The organism is Streptococcus sp. DTU_2020_1000888_1_SI_GRL_NUU_041A, assembly GCF_032387735.1.
GTDB lineage: Bacteria > Bacillota > Bacilli > Lactobacillales > Streptococcaceae > Streptococcus > Streptococcus sanguinis.
Map to the genome: position 1 here is coordinate 182,217 of NZ_CP135591.1, position 16,842 is coordinate 199,058.

Below are 16,842 nucleotides of genomic sequence, written 5' to 3' on the forward strand. Positions count from 1 at the left end.
GAAATTATGGTATACAAGAGTATAAAAGTTGTTAAAGGAAATGGTGGTTTCGGAGGCCCTTTGGTCATTACTCCTAGTGAAGCTAAGCACAAATTTATCTATATCACTGGAGGAGGAGAAAAACCAGATATTGTAGATAAAATTGCTGATTTGACAGGTATGGAAGCCGTTAATGGCTTCAAAACTTCTATTCCTGATGAAGAGATTGCTTTAGCAATCGTTGATTGTGGCGGTACTCTTCGCTGCGGTATTTATCCTAAGAAAGGGATTCCCACTATCAATATTGTTGCGACAGGGAAAAGCGGTCCTTTGGCTCAGTATATTACTGAGGATATCTATGTATCAGCAGTCGGCTTGAATCAAATTTCAGCGGCTAATGAAGACGAAAAAGCGCCAACAGTCGTTACTGAGAAGCCAACCTATGATACAAGTAAAAAGATTACAGAACAAAAAGCAGAAACTAGTATTGTGGCAAGAATTGGGATGGGAGCTGGTAAAGTTGTTGCAACTTTCAACCAGGCTGCTCGTGAAGCCATTCAAACGATGCTCAATACAATCATTCCTTTCATGGCATTCGTTTCTTTGCTGATTGGGGTCATTCAGGGATCTGGTGTTGGAAATTGGATTGCAAAATTGATGGTTCCTTTAGCTGGGAATATCTGGGGACTCATTTTGATTGGCTTTATTTGTTCTTTGCCATTTTTATCTCCTCTGTTAGGCCCTGGCGCCGTAATCAGCCAGATCATCGGAACCTTGATTGGTGTTGAAATCGGCAAAGGAAATATTCCTCCCCAAATGGCTCTGCCGGCTCTATTTGCCATCAACACTCAAAATGGTTGTGATTTCATTCCTGTAGCACTTGGGTTGTCGGAAGCCAAGGCTGAAACTGTAGAGGTTGGGGTACCCTCTGTTCTCTACTCACGCTTTCTCAACGGAGTGCCACGGGTGTTAGTAGCTTGGATAGCAAGCATCGGTCTTTATCAATAAAGCTTGGATAGATGAATGCAAACCTAGCATCTATTATGCTAAATTTATCTGTAAGAATAATGTTCATTAACAATTAGAGAAAGGATGAATAGGAATTATATGAAGAAAATTTTTGAAGCTAAAGTAATTCAAGTGGGCCCTGAAGCTCAGAATATGATTCAAGACGCTAATATGCTAATTTTATTTGGAGAAGAAGCTCCAGAAGATTTAGCAGAGTATTGTTTTAAAATTGATAACAAAGATCTGCTAGGATCAATACAAAAAGGTGGAAAGCTAGTAGTCGATAGTGAAGAATATTTGATTACAGCTGTAGGAAATGTAGTAGAGAAAAATTTAACTGGACTGGGGCATATCACTATTTCTTTTGATGCTTCAGAAGAAGGCAGTCTTCCTGGAACCCTTCATGTTGCTGCAGAGAAAGAAGTGGTAATTGCACAAGGCACTACCATTCAGATCTTCGAAGCAGCTTAAGTATAAATCCTGTAAATTATTGAAGCAGCAGTCTAATTCTAAACGCAGCCTCCCTTAGGGGAGGTTTTTTGATTGAAAGAACAATTTATGTTATAATGTTGTAAAATTTGTCATTGTTTTTCAATGTTTTCGCAATATGACAAATCAATGAAATTTATAAGGAGAAAACCATGTCAGATAAAGATGGTCAAGGTCAAGAGCAAGGGGCTTGGCAAGAAAATCAAGCTAGCAGCCAGCCATTGCAAGGGAATTTCCAGCAGATTCAGCCGCAAGGATTGCCTGATAAGAAGGGTAATATCGGAAAAGTCATAGGGTTTTCAATTTTTGCTCTCATAATTGGTCTTTTGATTGGCAGCGGTTCAGCTTATTTTATCGGCAAGCAGGCGCAGACAAATAAGGATATACAAAGGATTAAGCGTCTGAGTAAGGCTCAGGAAGAAGCCAAAGACAAGAGTGACAGCTTTACTACAGACGGGCAGTCGGTTCAGTTTAATTGGACATTGAAAGACTTGGGACGGTTGAGCTATACAAATGATGAAGGATTAGGTCTGACGGCTGATCAAATCGTTGAAACTTATGGCTTGGCTAGTTCAGCAGAATATGATCGTAATCGTCTGTTACTCCGATGGGGCCCTTCTGTCAGGGACAAGGAGCAAAATATTTCTTTTCAATTTGATAAAGTTGACCAGAACTACTATCTGAGGCAAGTGGTAGTTGGAGATTCTTTTAAAGAATATAGAAAAGGGAAGGAAACAACAGATTGGAGCGTATTATCTCCCAAAGACCTTGAACGTTTGAAAGAAGGAGACAAGGAAACGGGTGAAGGAGGAACAGCTTTATCAGAGGTCCTGAAGAAGCATCCTGTTCCGTCAGAAATTGTCATCACAACCGAACGTGACGTAGATAATAAGATTATCTCCAACCGTCTGATTGCTGAGGTGACTTATAAAACAGAAGATGGTTATGAATACCTATTGTTTGTAGGCCAGCCAGATGGAAATTTCTTATATATAAAGTCAGAGGAAATGTAAGTTTTTACTTATTTAGTTTATCTTTTGTGACTGACTGATTTCAAAGCATTTCGTTATTAAAAGAGAACTGATAAGACTATTGGAAATAAACAAGAAAGAGGAAAGAAGATTGACAGAACAGCAAACACAGCATTCTTTTGAGCCTTCAAGGAATGCTCAGTCGCAAGAGGAATTCCCGCATCATTTTCAACCTCAGCAAGGCCATGTTTCAAATCCGCAGGGACCAACTCCGCCTTTGACCAAGAATAAATCCTGGAAAGGAATCCTGATAGGCGGAGCCTTGCTCTCTCTTGGTCTTGGACTAATCGGAGGGGGAATCTGGGGCTATAGAATGGGAGTAGCGGATGTCATCAAAGGGGAATATCCTGTGCTCCATCCTTTGGCAGATGCTAGGGAATCAAAGAGAGATCAATCAGATCAGTACATTGACCCTGATACTACTGAGTTCAAGTGGGATATTGATAGTTTGTCAGAGTTACGGTTCAATACTATTCAGACAGATACGAATGGTACTTCTGTGGAAGATATTCTAGATAAATATGGCAAGGCTTTAAAAGAAGAAATCTCTCGTGACAGCCTTGATTTAGAGTGGGGAACGCTTCAAGATTCTGATGATGAGGAGGACTGGCCAATTTATTATACAGATCAAACTGCTTCTCTGGATTTTGAGAAGAAAAAAGATGGTTTCTATCTGAATAGCCTTCATATCTATAATATTCGCTTTGAAGGAAGTAAACATAATGCTGAGGACGAAGCGATGGCGGCTGATTACTTTGAAAAATTGAAAAAAGGCGATGCAAAGACTGGTAAGGATGGCATTTCCTATAAGGAAGTTTTTAAGGATTATGGCAGTCCGCGAAGTATCTCTATTCGTGTAGATGAAGATTTCAATGAGGATACTAGTCAAACCATTATGGAGGTGGCTTATGACGCTCCTAATGATGGTACTTACAGGTTGTTATTCGTTCAGCAGGAGGACGGAAACTATCTTTTGTCCACTACTGCCAATAAATAAAATAGAACTCAAATAATAAAAGGTGAAATGATGTCAGAACAAAATAAACCGCAGGAACAATCTTTAGAAGGATTGGCTCCGTATCCACAGCAAGTCCAGTCATCAGACTCAGGACAATTTGTAGCTAACTCAACAGAGGGGCAGCCTTTCCCAACAGAAGGAGGCAGTTCTGAAATGCCGAATTCTAATCAAGATTTTGGTGTTCAGCAACCAATTTTTGATGCTCCTCAACAACAGATGCCTCAGCAGGATAATTGGGAAAATCCTGCTTTTCAAGAAGCAATTCCTCAGGGATTTAATCCAGCTGGTCAGAACTTTGCCGGACCACAGCAAGCTGCAAACTTCGCTGCCCAGCCAAGTCCAGAGCCAAAGAAAAATAGTACGGGCAAGCTGATAGGATTTTTAGGAATAGGCCTGGCAGCGGGACTATTGCTAGGAGGTCTTGGCGGCTATTTCCTAAATGATTTTATGGGTGGGGGAAGTGTGCCAAGTCTGTCTCGAAAGGGACATCAAAGCGATGTTGCTTCTTTTGTGGCTCCGTCAAAAGAGGATGTGTATGAGTGGGAAGTGAAAGACCTTGAAAAGCTGAGCATTGTTAGTGCGGATGATGAAGGATTGACCCCTGAACAAGTAGTCAAAGATTTTGGCTTGGCTAGCAGTGTGACGTTTCAGGAAGAAGGACTCTCATTGTCTTGGTTACCTGACTCTAGTTACACCACTCTGACCTTTATGAAACACGAGGATGGCAGCTACCATCTTCAGGGTATGAGTATTATGCCCGGCAGTGATGGCTATAATAAAAAGGTATCTAGCCAGATTACAGAGAGCTTAAAGACAGGTGATGCGGAAACAGGCGAGGGCGGTTCTTCCTTTAAAGAAGTAATCAAGGAATACCCAGAATATCAACATATCTCAGTTTATGGGGATAGTGAATCAGAGCCGAAGATGCTTGTAAACTATGAAACCTCTTCAAATAAGGAGATAACTTTGACTTTTATCCGTCAGGAAAATGGACAGTACCTATTGAGTAATCTTTCTAAATAGAATAAATGAATAGGAGTGCTTGTCATACAAGCTGGAAGCTCTGAATGGTACGCAAAAGATTAAAATGACCATTGATGCCAACAGTGGGAACATTTTGAACGAAAGAATTAAATAATATCGTTGGTATATAAGTTTGGAATTGCTTTGTTGGGCACGGACGAGAGTTCGTGTCTTTTTACAATCTGTATCTCATGTAGAGAGTCTTATAGGAGTTTTGCAATCCCCTTTTTTGTGTTATAATATTGTCTAATCAAGCTTCTTGGTTTACTTCAATTGTTCTTCAAGTTGTTGGAGATTGCGAAGATAAACAAACTAAAAGGCTAAATCATTCACGAATCGAGGGAAAAATCATGTCTGCTACTAAAATGAACGCTCAAGAAATTATCAAATTTATCGCTGATGCCAAGAAAAAAACTCCGGTCAAGGTAACCTTTGATGGAGAATTGCACGGATCAATCCCTTGGTCTGTTGTGAAGTTAGGCAATGTTCTTTTTGGAGACTGGGAAGAAATCAAGCCGCTCCTAGCGAACTTAGAGGAAAATAAGACTTATGTCGTAGAGCAGGATGCCCGCAACTCAGCGGTGCCGCTTTTGGATAAGCGTGACATCAATGCCCGCATTGAGCCGGGCGCTATTATTCGAGACCAAGTTGAAATTGGCGACAATGCTGTCATCATGATGGGGGCGGTCATCAATATCGGTGCGGAGATTGGTGCTGGGACCATGATTGATATGGGCGCTATTCTGGGCGGCCGAGCGATTGTCGGAAAAAACAGTCATGTCGGTGCTGGTGCTGTTCTGGCGGGAGTCATTGAGCCGGCTAGTGCTGAGCCAGTTCGGGTTGGAGACAATGTGCTGATTGGTGCCAATGCGGTTGTAATCGAAGGTGTACAAATTGGCAGTGGTTCCGTTGTTGCGGCCGGTGCGATTGTGACCCAGGATGTTCCGGAAAACGTAGTGGTTGCTGGTGTTCCGGCACGAGTTATCAAGACCATTGACGAGAAGACCCAGCAGAAGACAGCTCTGGAAGACGCCCTGCGTACTCTTTAAAAATGGCATAAAGATGAATTGATTGGGCCTAGCCCAAAACTTTGACAGGTCTGACAAGATTTTAAAGGAAAGAAAAATGCTTGATTATCTGAACATTCGCCGTGATTTACACCAGATACCAGAAATCGGTCTGGAAGAATACAAGACTCATGCCTACCTGATGCAGGTCATTGATGGACTGACAGCAGGTCTAGACTTTGTGGAAATCCGAACTTGGCGAACTGGTATTTTGGTCTTTATCAAGGGAAGTTCACCAGATAAGACGATTGGCTGGCGGACAGATATTGATGGTCTTCCGATTGTGGAGGATACAGGCCTGGACTTTGCCAGCACTCATGAAGGCCGGATGCATGCCTGCGGACACGATATGCACATGACGGTGGCTCTAGGACTGCTGGAGCAAGCTGTGAGCACTCAGCCTACCCACAATCTGCTTTTTCTCTTTCAGCCTGCTGAGGAAAATGAAGCTGGCGGAATGCTCATGTATGAAGATGGTGCCTTTGGCGACTGGCTGCCGGATGAGTTTTACGGCCTCCATGTGCGGCCGGATCTCAAAGTTGGCGATATTGCCACTAATAGAGGAACGCTTTTTGCTGGCACCTGTGAAGTCAAGCTGACCTTTAAGGGGAAGGGGGGCCATGCGGCCTTTCCTCATGAAGCCAATGATGCTTTGGTGGCGGCTAGCTACTTTATCACCCAGGTGCAGACCATTGTCAGCCGCAATGTCGATCCTATCGAGGGAGCGGTTGTGACCTTTGGTTCGCTCCATGCTGGCACGACCAACAATGTCATCGCAGAAACGGCCTTTTTGCATGGCACCATTCGGACTCTGACTCAGGAGATGAACCTCTTGACTCAGAAGCGCTTACGGGAAATAGCAGAGGGTCTAGCCCAAAGTTTCGGTCTGGAATTGGACTTGGAACTCAAGCAAGGTGGTTATCTGCCTGTAGAAAATCATCCTGACCTAGCAGACGAATTAATGGACTTTTTCCAGAAGGAAGAAGGAGTGGAGCTGATTGATATTGCGCCGGCTATGACAGGCGAGGACTTTGGCTATCTGCTCAGCAAGGTCAAGGGCGTCATGTTCTGGCTGGGAGTGGATAGTCCCTATGCCCTCCATCATCCCAAGATGACACCGGATGAGGCAGCACTGCCCTTTGCTATTGAAAAGATTGGGAAATTCCTAGATTATAAAATCAACGAAAGATAAGAAAAAGGTGGACGAGCTGCATGAAAAAAGAGCTGAGACAAACTGTACTGAACCAGATGAAGAAACTTGCAGGAAAAGAAAAAGAGCAGGCAGATAGCTGGCTGACCCAGCACTTGCTCAGTTCAGCAGCTTATCAAAAAGCTCAGGTTATCGCTACTTATCTTTCAATGCCGCATGAAGTCTCTACTGCAGCCTTTATCAAACAGGCTCAGTTAGATGGTAAGCGGGTTTTAGTGCCCAAAACCTATGGCCAGGGACGGATGATATTTGTGGATTATGATGAAAGTTACCTGCAAAAGAGCTCTTTTGGCCTTATGGAGCCGATGAGCGAAGAGGCTGTGGACAAGACAGAAATTGATCTGATTCATGTGCCGGGTGTGGTTTTCAATTCTCAAGGCTTTCGGATTGGTTACGGCGGTGGCTACTATGATCGCTATCTAGCTGATTTTGCTGGGGCGTCTATCAGCAGCATCTATAGTTTTCAAAAATCTGATTTTGAGCCTGATTATCACGATATAGCAGTAAAGGAGGTGTTGACTTATGAACTACATCTATGATAAGAAATATCCTGTGACCAGTGTTTTGTTAATTCTAACAACACTTGTCTTTGTGGGGATGCTGATTTTACGTGGCTTTTCTTATGCTGAAGCACAAACGGTCTTTGAATTTGGAGCAGTGTATTCTCCAACTATTATCATGAATCCCATTCAGATATGGCGCCTCTTTTCTGCTATCTTTGTGCATATTGGCTTGGAGCACTTTGTGGTAAATGTTATTACTCTTTATTTTATTGGACGGCAGGCAGAAGATATTTTTGGCTCACGAAATTTCTTTCTGCTCTATATGATGTCTGGCCTAATGGGAAATATCTTTGTCTTCTTTTTCAGTCCAGATGCTCTATCAGCAGGAGCTTCAACCGCCTTGTTTGGACTTTTTGCCTCTATCGTGACCCTGCACTATGTCGTTCGCGACAGCTACATTCAGCAGCTGGGGCAGTCTTATATGACCTTGATTGTGGTCAATATCATCTTTAGTTTCATGCCTAGTATCAGTTTGGCGGGGCATTTGGGCGGTTTGATTGGTGGCATACTCTGTGCGGTCATTCTCCCTATCAAAAGCTCAAGCAATGCCTTTAAACCTGCTCAGCGCTGGCTAGTCTTGTTTGGCTATCTAGCCTTGGCCGCCCTTCTGATTTTTCTAGGCTTTCATCATTCCTTGATTTAATGAATCTTTAGAAAATAACTGATGAAATATCAAAAAAAGAGGTTGAAAACCTCTTTTTTATATCTAAAATTTTATTTTCAAAGTTAGTTGTTTGAATCAATTATTTTTTACTTTGTTTTTTCTCTAACGTATGACCCAAGTCAATGATATACTGCTTCAAGGAGTCTTTGACCTGCGGATGCTTGAGGGCGTAGTCGATAGAAGTCTTCATAAAGCCGAACTTGTCACCGACATCATAGCGATCGCCCTTGAATTCGCGAGCGAACACGCGTTGCGTCTTGTTAAGAGTATCAATCGCATCGGTCAGCTGAATCTCATTTCCAGCACCTGGCGCTTGTTTTTCCAAGATTTCAAAAATTTCTGGTGTCAGCAGGTAGCGGCCGATAATAGCCAAATCACTCGGTGCATCCTCAGGTTTTGGTTTTTCGACGAAGGTTTCCACGCTGTAGAGACCTTTGACACCTTCGCCTTGAGGGGCAATCACACCATAAGAGGAAACTTCATCATGAGGGACCTGCATGACAGCGATGGTAGAAGCATGAGTAGCTTCGTAGTCATCAATCAATTGCTTGGTCAGCGGCACAGCCTTATCATTGGTGATGTCCATAAGATCATCGCCCAGCATGACAACGAAAGGCTCGTTTCCTACGAAAGCCTTGGCCTGAAGGACAGCATCTCCCAGTCCGCGCGGATGGCTTTGACGGATGAAGTGCAGACCGATACCAGTGGTTTCATCGACCAATTTGAGCAAATCGTCTTTACCCTTTTCTTTGAGGTTGTATTCTAATTCAAAGTTTGAGTCAAAGTGGTCTTCGATGGAGCGTTTTGACTTACCTGTAACAACTAGAATATCTTCAATTCCAGATTTGAGAGCTTCCTCAACGATAAACTGGATGGTTGGCTTGTCGACGATCGGCAACATTTCCTTAGCTAGAGCTTTAGTAGCTGGCAGGAAGCGGGTTCCTAAACCAGCTGCAGGGATGACGGCTTTCTTAACTTTTGACATAATTATTTCCTTTCTATTAGAACGAAGTCCATTCGTTCTCAGCCTTGAATTCATTGTTCATGATTTCATAAATGGCATCTTTGATATTACAATTTTGATAAATAACCTTGTAAATAGCCTGGGTAATTGGCATATAAACATCCAGCTCTTGGGCCAGTTCATAGGCTGCCTTGGTGGTAGAAATTCCTTCGATAACCATGCCCATATTGGCTTCAATATCAGCTAATTTCTCGCCACGTCCTAGAGCATTGCCGGCCCGCCAGTTACGGGAGTGAACAGAGGTACCTGTGACAATCAAGTCGCCGACACCAGATAGGCCGCTGTAAGTCAGAGGATTTGCTCCTAACTTGACACCTAGACGCGTGATTTCGGCCAGACCTCGTGTGATAATTGCAGCCTTGGCATTGTCACCATAGCCTAATCCGTGGAGTGCACCAGCTCCAACTGCGATGATGTTTTTCAGAGCGCCTGCAGTCTCCACTCCGATGACGTCGGTATTAGTGTAGAGGCGGAAGTAGTGATTGCTGAAGAGCTCCTGCACATACTTAGCTGCTTCCAGATCCTTAGAAGCAGCAGTAATCAGGGTGATATCGCGCACAATGGTTTCCTCAGCATGGCTGGGACCTGAGACAACGACAATCTCGCTACGTAGCTCTGCAGGGATTTCTTCTTCTAGGATAGTTGAAATCCGTTCGTGGGTATTGGGCTCCAGTCCCTTGGAGGCGTGCATGATTTTCACCTTGTGGTCCAGAGCTTGAGCTACTTGTTTGGCTACCAGACGGGTTACCTTAGTCGGCACGACAAAAAGCACGGCATCCGCATCTTTTAAAGCTTCTTCTAGGTCATGATAAGCCTTGATCTTTTCGTCCAGTACAATATCTTTGAAATAGCGTTTATTGGTGTGTTCGTCGTTGATTTCGTTGATTTGCTCAGCGATATTTCCCCAAATACGAACCTCGTGTCCGTTGTCGTTTAATACTTGTGATAAGGCTGTTCCCCAAGAACCAGGACCAATCACAGCAACTCGTTGTTTATCCATATCTTCTCCTTATGATGAAATTCCGAGTCTGAATTTAAATCAGTTTTAGAGTCTATATCTCATTTTACCATATAATATAAGAAATTTCTTGCTTGACATTGTTTTTATCTGTGATATAGTAAGGAAACTAAGTCAAATATGAAAAAAGTAGGAGGAAGCATGTTTTTTAAAAGTCTATTACGGTATAAATGGTATGCCCTGAGTTCGCTTTTGATGACCTCGTTGATGATTGCCAGCTCTCTTTTACTGCCCTGGTTTTTAAAACACATCTTAGACGCTTTGCAGGAGCAAAATAGCCAGACTATCTACAGTATGGGCGGTTGGCTGATTGGCATCGGTTTTGTCGGGCTGGTGGCAGGAGGAATTAATGTGACCTTGGCGGCTTACATTGCCCAGGCTGTCTCTTCAGATCTCCGTGAGGAGACTTTCCGCAAGATCCAGACCTTTTCTTATGCCAATATAGAGGAATTCAACGCCGGTAATCTAGTCGTGCGGATGACGAATGACATCAATCAGATTCAAAATGTGACTATGATGCTCTTTCAAATTCTTCTTCGCTTGCCCATTCTTTTTATCGGATCAGTCATCTTGGCCATTGTGACCATGCCCTCTCTTTGGTGGATTATCTTCTTGCTGATTGTGCTCATAGCTGGTCTAACGGCTGTCATGATGGGGATGATGGGTCCTCGTTTTAAGAAATTCCAGACTCTTTTGGATAAGATTAATGCCATTGCCAAGGAAAATCTTCGTGGTGTGCGAGTGGTCAAGTCCTTCGTTCGGGAGGAAGACCAGTTTCATAAGTTCAGTCAGGTGTCTGATGAACTTTTGTCAGAAAATCTCTATATTGGCTATGCCTTTTCAATCATTGAGCCGCTGATGATGTTGGTCGGCTACAGCTCTGTTTACTTGGCTATCTGGACTCTGTCTGGCATGATTCAGGCGGAGCCAGGACTGGTCAGCTCTATCGCTTCTTTTATCGGTTATCTGAGCCAGATTATTTTCACTATCATTATGGTTGGTTTTTTGGGAAATGGTGTGACGAGGGGGATCATTTCTATCCGTCGGATCAAGGAAGTATTGGCAACGGAGCCAGCTATGGCTTTCCCAGACTCGCCAGATGAAGAACTAGAAGGTAGCCTCAGCTTTGAACATGTGACTTTTTCCTATCCCAACGATGACGAGCCAATGCTAAAGGATATCAGCTTTAAGGTTGAGCCGGGGCAAATGATTGGCGTTGTCGGTGCGACAGGTGCTGGTAAGTCTACCTTAGCCCAGCTGATTCCCCGTCTTTTTGATCCGCAAGAAGGTTCTGTCAAGATTGGCGGTCGGGATCTGCGAGAGCTTAGTCAAGGAACTCTTCGAAAAAATGTTTCCATCGTGCTACAGCGGGCGATTCTATTTAGCGGGACTATTGCGGACAATCTCCGTCAGGGCAAGCTCAACGCTTCACTGCCTGAGATGGAGCGAGCGGCTCGTATTGCCCAAGCCAGTGAATTTATCAGCCGTATGGAAGAAAGCTTTGAAAGTGTAGTGGAGGAGCGTGGCAACAACTTCTCTGGCGGTCAGAAGCAGCGGATGTCCATTGCTAGAGGTGTTGTCAACAATCCTAATATTTTGATTTTAGATGATTCAACCTCAGCCTTGGATGCTAAGTCAGAAAAGCTGGTTCAAGAAGCCTTGAACAAAGATCTGCAAGGAACGACAACGATTATCATTGCTCAAAAGATTAGCTCCGTTGTTCATGCAGATAAGATTCTGGTCTTGGATCAGGGCCAGCTGATTGGCCAAGGGACGCATGCAGAATTGGTCGCCACTAACGATGTTTACCGTGAAATCTACGAAACTCAGAAAGGAAAGGAGGACTAAGATGCGGACGATTGCATTTTTCTGGCAATATTTTAAGCGTTACAAATTATCCTTTGTCGTTGTCCTTTTGATGATGGTAACAGCGACTGTTTTTCAGGTCCTTTTTCCGGTTTATGTCGGTCAGGCTGTTCAGCATTTGGTTGAGTTGGGTCGGGCTTTTGCGGAGAAGGGTGAGACTGATCAGATTCTGTCGACTTTTGGCAGCGTCATGGGCAGTGTATTGGTGTCCTTTGTTTGCTTGTCTGTTTCCAGCTTAATTTACATGCTTTTGATGACCCGAGTTATTGCCCATTCGACCAATGAGATGCGCAAGGGCCTGTTTGGCAAGCTGTCCAAGATGACAGTTGCTTTCTTTGACCGCCATCAGGATGGAGACATTTTATCGCGCTTTACCAGCGACTTGGACAATATCCTGCAGGCTCTAAACGAGAGTATGATCCAGGTTATGAGCAATGCCTTGCTCTATCTGGGCTTAGTGATTATTATGTTTGTCCAAAATGCTAGATTGGCCTGGATAACAGTAGCCAGCACACCGGTTGCTTTTCTTCTTCTAGTGGTCATTGTCAGGCTGGCCAGAAAGTACACCAATCTTCAGCAAAAAGAAGTCGGCCGCCTCAATGCTTATATGGACGAGACCATTTCCGGTCAGAAGGCTGTTATCGTTCAGGGAATGCAGGAGGAGGTCATCAAAGGGTTCATTGAGCAGAATGACCGAGTACGCTCAGCAACTTTTAAAGGCCGGACCTTTTCAGGCCTTCTCTTCCCTATCATGAACGGGATGAATTTGATTAATACAGCCATTGTGATTTTTGTTGGTTCGGCTGTCTTACTGAGCGACCCTAATGTCGAAACGGCTGTTGCAGTTGGCCTGATTACCACGTTTACTCAGTTTTCCCAGCAGTATTATCAGCCCATCATCCAGATTGCTGCCAGCTGGGGCAGTTTGCAGTTGGCCTTTACAGGGGCTGACCGGATTCAGGAGATGTTTGATGCACCAGAGGAAGTCCGGCCAGAGAATGCACCTGCTTTCATAGAGCTTACAGACTCCGTGGAGATCAAGCATGTGGACTTCTCTTATGTAGAAGGCAAGCCTATTCTCAAAGACGTATCTATTTTAGCCCCTAAGGGCAAGATGACGGCTGTTGTTGGCCCGACTGGATCAGGTAAGACGACCATTATGAACCTGCTTAATCGCTTTTATGATGTGGATAATGGCAGTATCGAGTTTGACGGTCGTGACATTCGAGATTATGAGCTGGATAGCCTACGGAGCCATGTGGGGATTGTCTTGCAGGATTCGGTGCTCTTTAGTGGTACGATTCGGGACAATATCCGCTTCGGTGTGCCGGATGCCAGTCAGGAGATGGTAGAAACGGCTGCGCGTGCGACCCATATTCATGACTATATTGAAAGTCTGCCAGACAAATACGATACTCTGGTAGATGATGACCAGAATATTTTCTCAACTGGGCAGAAACAGCTGATTTCCATCGCTAGAACTTTGCTGACTGATCCGCAAGTCTTGATTTTGGACGAAGCGACTTCCAATGTCGATACGGTGACGGAGAGCAAGATTCAGCAAGCCATGGAAGCCGTTGTGGCTGGCCGAACTAGCTTTGTCATTGCTCACCGCCTCAAGACAATTCTCAATGCCGACCAGATTATCGTCCTCAAAGACGGAGAGGTTATCGAACAGGGCGATCATCATCAGCTCCTTAAACTCGGCGGTTTCTATTCAGAACTTTATCACAACCAGTTTGTCTTTGAGTAGATGGTTGGTTTTGCAGCTGTATAATCAGCCGGGCTTTAAAATATTAAATAGAAAAGTTAAAAAATCCAGCAGGTTTCTGTTCCTGCTGGTTTTTTAATTAACATCAAAGTAGTGATTATTTCACATGTTTAGCCAGATCTTCTTGGGCCTTTTTATTGGATTCCTCTTTTTCTTTTTTCCACTTTTCTTGGGCCTTTTGATAGTCTTTAGTTGTGACAATCTCATCACTGATTTCCACGTATTTATGATAGTTGGCGTCTTTTGTACCTGTCTGAGCATAAGAGTTAGTAAATGGCACAATCCGAGAAATGAACGGTGCTGCTCCTCTGCTGCTCATAGTTGGCACAACGAGGGCACTATCTGTCAGCCATGCTTGAGCTGCAGCATATTTTTCATAACGCTTGTCAACATTTTGTGTTTCGTTTCCGGCCTCTTCAATCAGTTTGCTGTACTCATCCAGTCCTACAGCTTTAGCAGCAGCATTGTCTTTGTCTTCAAATCCAAGGTAGGTTCTGGTCTGAGTGCTGTTACCTGGGACTAAAATGTCTAGGTAAGTAGATGGATCTTGGTAGTCTGGCTCCCAGCCAACGAGACCGTTGATATCCCAGTCTTCCTGGCTAGCAGCTTCAGCATTGAAGGTGATGTTTAGTGCTTCGTCCTCAGCCAGCATCTGTAGATCTACAGAGACATTGTCCTTTCCTAAAGCCTCTTCTAATGACTGTTTCAGAGATTGCATACGGTTGACGAAGTTAGTAGAATTCTGAGTGACAGGAACATCTAGGTGAATTGGGAATTGTACGCCTTCATTTGCAAGAGCCTGCTTGGCTTTGGCAAATTCCGCCTTGGCTTTGTCAGTATTGTGGAGACCGTCTTGACCGTCATCTAGCTTGATACCTTTCCACTCGTCACCATAGGAAGCCAGTGATTCTTCGACAAGAGTGCCAAATTCCTTGCCATTGGCTTGTACGAAGGTTGGCGGAACAAAGAGATTACGGACAGCTGGCTTGGCTGCATCTTCTCCGTTGACCTGAGCCGAATAGCTTTCACGGTTAAGGGCAAAGGCTAGAGCTTGGCGGAAGTCTTTGTTCAGCAGAGCTTTTTTGGTAGCTTCTTTTTGTTCATCGCTGGTTTTAGAAGTATGGTTATAACTTTGACGGTCAATGTTAAAGCTGATTAGACCGACCCCCGCTCCTGCTTCTGTCATGAAGATATTATCTTTGTATTTCTCAGCGATTGAGAAATAACTGGAAGTTGCTGGGTAGAGTCTTGCCAAACTGTAGCCGCCATCTCCGAAGGTCCGCGCTAATGAATCTTGGTCAGAACCATCGTAGTAAGACAGTTTGACACCATCAACCTTGACCTTGTCCTTATCCCAGTAGTTAGGGTTCTTCTCAAATTCAACAGAGGATTTAGAAGTAATGGATTTCATAATAAATGGACCGTTATACAGAATGGAGTCGGCTTTGGTTGCCTGACCGAATTCCTTGCCTTGCTTTTCCAGGAAGGCCTCGTTGACCGGCATCATAACACCTGATGTTGTTTTAGAGTTCCAGTAGGTTTCAGGCTTGTTGAGTGTATATTGAACCGTATGATCGTCCAGTGCCTTGACTCCAACAGATGAAAAGTCTTTGTTGGTACCGGCTGCATATTCACTCAGCCCCTTGATAGAATCTTGGATAAGAGGGAGAGCGTCTGATTTGACATCAGCAGCATGTTTGATACCTGTGACAAAGTCCTGAGCCGTGACATCTGCGTATTCTTCGCCATCAGCGGTATACCACTTGGCATCTTTGCGCAGCTTATAGGTATAGACGAGACCATCTGGAGAGACTGTCCAATCTTCTGCGATAGACGGAGCTAAGTTTCCATATTTATCATTTTCCAGCAAGCCATCTACACCATTTGTAGTCAGCTCGTGGGTAGACCCCTTTGCCGACTGGATGTAGTCCAAAGTTGTTGGATCAGACGTAAAGACATAGCTGTAGATTTTTTTGCTGGATTGGGAACTTCCGCCTCCAGAGCAAGCTGTAAGTAAGCCGACAGAGAGCAGAGTGAGCCCTGCGGCAAGAAGAATATTTGATTTTCTCATAGGGACCTCCAAGTCATGAGTTTTTACACTGCTTATTATAACAAATTTCTGCCAAAAGTAAACAATTTTCTGATAATTCTGAAATGTTTTTCTAAATTTTAAAAAAGAGATTTATAGTGTTGCATATTCTGATAAAAATTTTTTATAAGATGCTTAAAAAAAATCTATTGGACGGCTTCGCAGAGGAGTGGTAAGATATACTATATCAAATAAGGAGGAATCACGGTATGTGCAGAACAATTGTTGGAATTTCAGCCAATCTTTGTCCAGTAGATGAAGCTGGAAAGAATATTCACACCTCTGTCTCACGCAAGTTTGTGGACGGCGTACGAATGGTTGGTGGCCTGCCAATGGTGATTCCTGTTGGAGATAAAAGTTTAGTTCAGGATTATGTAGAAACGATTGACAAGTTGATTTTGTCAGGCGGGCAAAATGTTCACCCGCAGTTTTATGGGGAAGAAAAAACCATTGACAGCGATGATTACAATATTGTCCGCGATGAGTTTGAGTTGGCACTCTTGAAAGAAGCTCTGCGCCAAAACAAGCCTGTCATGGCTATTTGCCGAGGTCTGCAGTTGGTCAATGTTGCTTTTGGCGGCACTCTCAATCAGCATATCGAAAATCACTGGCAGGGCTTGCCATTTGGTACTTCGCACTCCATTCGCACGGAGAAAGACAGCGTTGTGGAGCGCTTGTTTGGTCAGGCTAGCCAGATTAATTCGGTCCATCGGCAAAGTATCAAGGACTTGGCACCTAATTTCCGCGCGACAGCCTTTGACCCAAGAGACAATACCATCGAAGCGATCGAATCGGTTGACAATCATCGTATCATAGGCCTTCAATGGCATCCAGAGTTTTTAATAAACGAAGAAAAGGGCAATTTGGAGCTGTTTCAGTACCTCTTGCAAGAGCTGTAAAAAATAATTTCATTTTTTTAAGTTACTTTTAGGAAAATTTAAGATAAGTGTTCTATACTAAGACCATAAACAAAGACCTCCTAACTTTGTTTAGAAATCCTAAAACTTTTCTTTTTCATAATA

15 protein-coding genes and 2 pseudogenes are annotated in these 16,842 nt (G+C 43.8%); 14 read left to right on the top strand and 3 right to left on the bottom strand.

All coding sequences use genetic code 11. The features are described 5' to 3' along the window. Nucleotides 1–6: 6 nt before the first annotated feature. From RSK81_RS00980 to RSK81_RS01020, 9 genes are all read left to right on the top strand, one after another. On the top strand, nucleotides 7–987 hold the full coding sequence (locus RSK81_RS00980; protein ID WP_002899204.1) for a PTS glucitol/sorbitol transporter subunit IIB: 981 nt from the start codon (nucleotides 7–9) through the stop codon (nucleotides 985–987). 99 nt (nucleotides 988–1,086) lie between these two features. Then, the gene (locus RSK81_RS00985; protein ID WP_032915081.1) at nucleotides 1,087–1,458 is read left to right on the top strand and encodes a PTS glucitol/sorbitol transporter subunit IIA; all 372 of its coding nucleotides are present in this window, start codon (nucleotides 1,087–1,089) and stop codon (nucleotides 1,456–1,458) included. 170 nt (nucleotides 1,459–1,628) lie between these two features. Next, a complete protein-coding gene (locus RSK81_RS00990) occupies nucleotides 1,629–2,489 on the top strand; it encodes a hypothetical protein (RefSeq protein WP_315687088.1) in 861 nt (286 codons plus the stop codon). A gap of 79 nt (nucleotides 2,490–2,568) precedes the next feature. Next, nucleotides 2,569–3,504, top strand: coding sequence for a hypothetical protein (locus tag RSK81_RS00995; RefSeq protein ID WP_315687090.1), 936 nt, complete (start codon nucleotides 2,569–2,571; stop codon nucleotides 3,502–3,504). A gap of 30 nt (nucleotides 3,505–3,534) precedes the next feature. Next, complete coding sequence (locus RSK81_RS01000; protein WP_032910572.1) at nucleotides 3,535–4,548, top strand: hypothetical protein; 1,014 nt, start codon at nucleotides 3,535–3,537, stop codon at nucleotides 4,546–4,548. 350 nt (nucleotides 4,549–4,898) lie between these two features. Then, the gene (dapD, locus tag RSK81_RS01005) at nucleotides 4,899–5,597 is read left to right on the top strand and encodes a 2,3,4,5-tetrahydropyridine-2,6-dicarboxylate N-acetyltransferase (RefSeq protein ID WP_002905478.1); all 699 of its coding nucleotides are present in this window, start codon (nucleotides 4,899–4,901) and stop codon (nucleotides 5,595–5,597) included. A gap of 76 nt (nucleotides 5,598–5,673) precedes the next feature. Continuing rightward, on the top strand, nucleotides 5,674–6,807 hold the full coding sequence (locus RSK81_RS01010; protein WP_032910570.1) for an N-acetyldiaminopimelate deacetylase: 1,134 nt from the start codon (nucleotides 5,674–5,676) through the stop codon (nucleotides 6,805–6,807). Nucleotides 6,808–6,827: 20 nt separating this feature from the next. Further along, complete coding sequence (locus RSK81_RS01015; protein ID WP_315687096.1) at nucleotides 6,828–7,364, top strand: 5-formyltetrahydrofolate cyclo-ligase; 537 nt, start codon at nucleotides 6,828–6,830, stop codon at nucleotides 7,362–7,364. Then, the gene (locus RSK81_RS01020) at nucleotides 7,348–8,031 is read left to right on the top strand and encodes a rhomboid family protein (RefSeq protein ID WP_268697429.1); all 684 of its coding nucleotides are present in this window, start codon (nucleotides 7,348–7,350) and stop codon (nucleotides 8,029–8,031) included. The genes RSK81_RS01015 and RSK81_RS01020 overlap by 17 nt, the downstream gene beginning before the upstream one ends. Nucleotides 8,032–8,131: 100 nt before the next feature. Here RSK81_RS01020 and galU read toward each other — a convergent pair whose 3' ends face one another. Together galU and RSK81_RS01030 are read right to left on the bottom strand one after the other, a co-directional pair. Further along, nucleotides 8,132–9,037, bottom strand: a complete 906-nt coding sequence (galU, locus tag RSK81_RS01025; RefSeq protein ID WP_002893959.1) for a UTP--glucose-1-phosphate uridylyltransferase GalU — start codon at nucleotides 9,035–9,037, stop codon at nucleotides 8,132–8,134. Between the two features lie 16 nt (nucleotides 9,038–9,053). Beyond that, the gene (locus RSK81_RS01030) at nucleotides 9,054–10,076 is read right to left on the bottom strand and encodes an NAD(P)H-dependent glycerol-3-phosphate dehydrogenase (protein WP_061589322.1); all 1,023 of its coding nucleotides are present in this window, start codon (nucleotides 10,074–10,076) and stop codon (nucleotides 9,054–9,056) included. 159 nt (nucleotides 10,077–10,235) lie between these two features. Between RSK81_RS01030 and RSK81_RS01035 the strand changes: the two genes are divergently transcribed. The 4 genes and pseudogenes from RSK81_RS01035 to RSK81_RS12895 all read left to right on the top strand — a co-directional run bounded on the left by RSK81_RS01035 (nucleotide 10,236) and on the right by RSK81_RS12895 (nucleotide 13,713). Continuing rightward, a complete protein-coding gene (locus RSK81_RS01035) occupies nucleotides 10,236–11,942 on the top strand; it encodes an ABC transporter ATP-binding protein (protein WP_315687099.1) in 1,707 nt (568 codons plus the stop codon). A 1-nt stretch (nucleotide 11,943) separates the two neighbouring features. Then, nucleotides 11,944–12,082, top strand: a pseudogene (locus tag RSK81_RS12885) (ABC transporter ATP-binding protein); the annotation flags it as partial. After that, nucleotides 12,061–12,789: pseudogene (locus tag RSK81_RS12890) on the top strand (ABC transporter ATP-binding protein); the annotation flags it as partial. The pseudogenes RSK81_RS12885 and RSK81_RS12890, both read left to right, overlap by 22 nt. A gap of 135 nt (nucleotides 12,790–12,924) precedes the next feature. Beyond that, the gene (locus RSK81_RS12895; RefSeq protein WP_410530915.1) at nucleotides 12,925–13,713 is read left to right on the top strand and encodes an ABC transporter ATP-binding protein; all 789 of its coding nucleotides are present in this window, start codon (nucleotides 12,925–12,927) and stop codon (nucleotides 13,711–13,713) included. A 115-nt stretch (nucleotides 13,714–13,828) separates the two neighbouring features. Here RSK81_RS12895 and RSK81_RS01045 read toward each other — a convergent pair whose 3' ends face one another. Next, nucleotides 13,829–15,802: a peptide ABC transporter substrate-binding protein gene (locus RSK81_RS01045; protein ID WP_315687102.1), complete on the bottom strand. Its 1,974-nt coding sequence runs from the start codon at nucleotides 15,800–15,802 to the stop codon at nucleotides 13,829–13,831. A gap of 227 nt (nucleotides 15,803–16,029) precedes the next feature. Between RSK81_RS01045 and RSK81_RS01050 the strand changes: the two genes are divergently transcribed. Then, a complete protein-coding gene (locus RSK81_RS01050; protein ID WP_002893948.1) occupies nucleotides 16,030–16,719 on the top strand; it encodes a gamma-glutamyl-gamma-aminobutyrate hydrolase family protein in 690 nt (229 codons plus the stop codon). The last annotated feature ends 123 nt before the right edge of the window (nucleotides 16,720–16,842 follow it).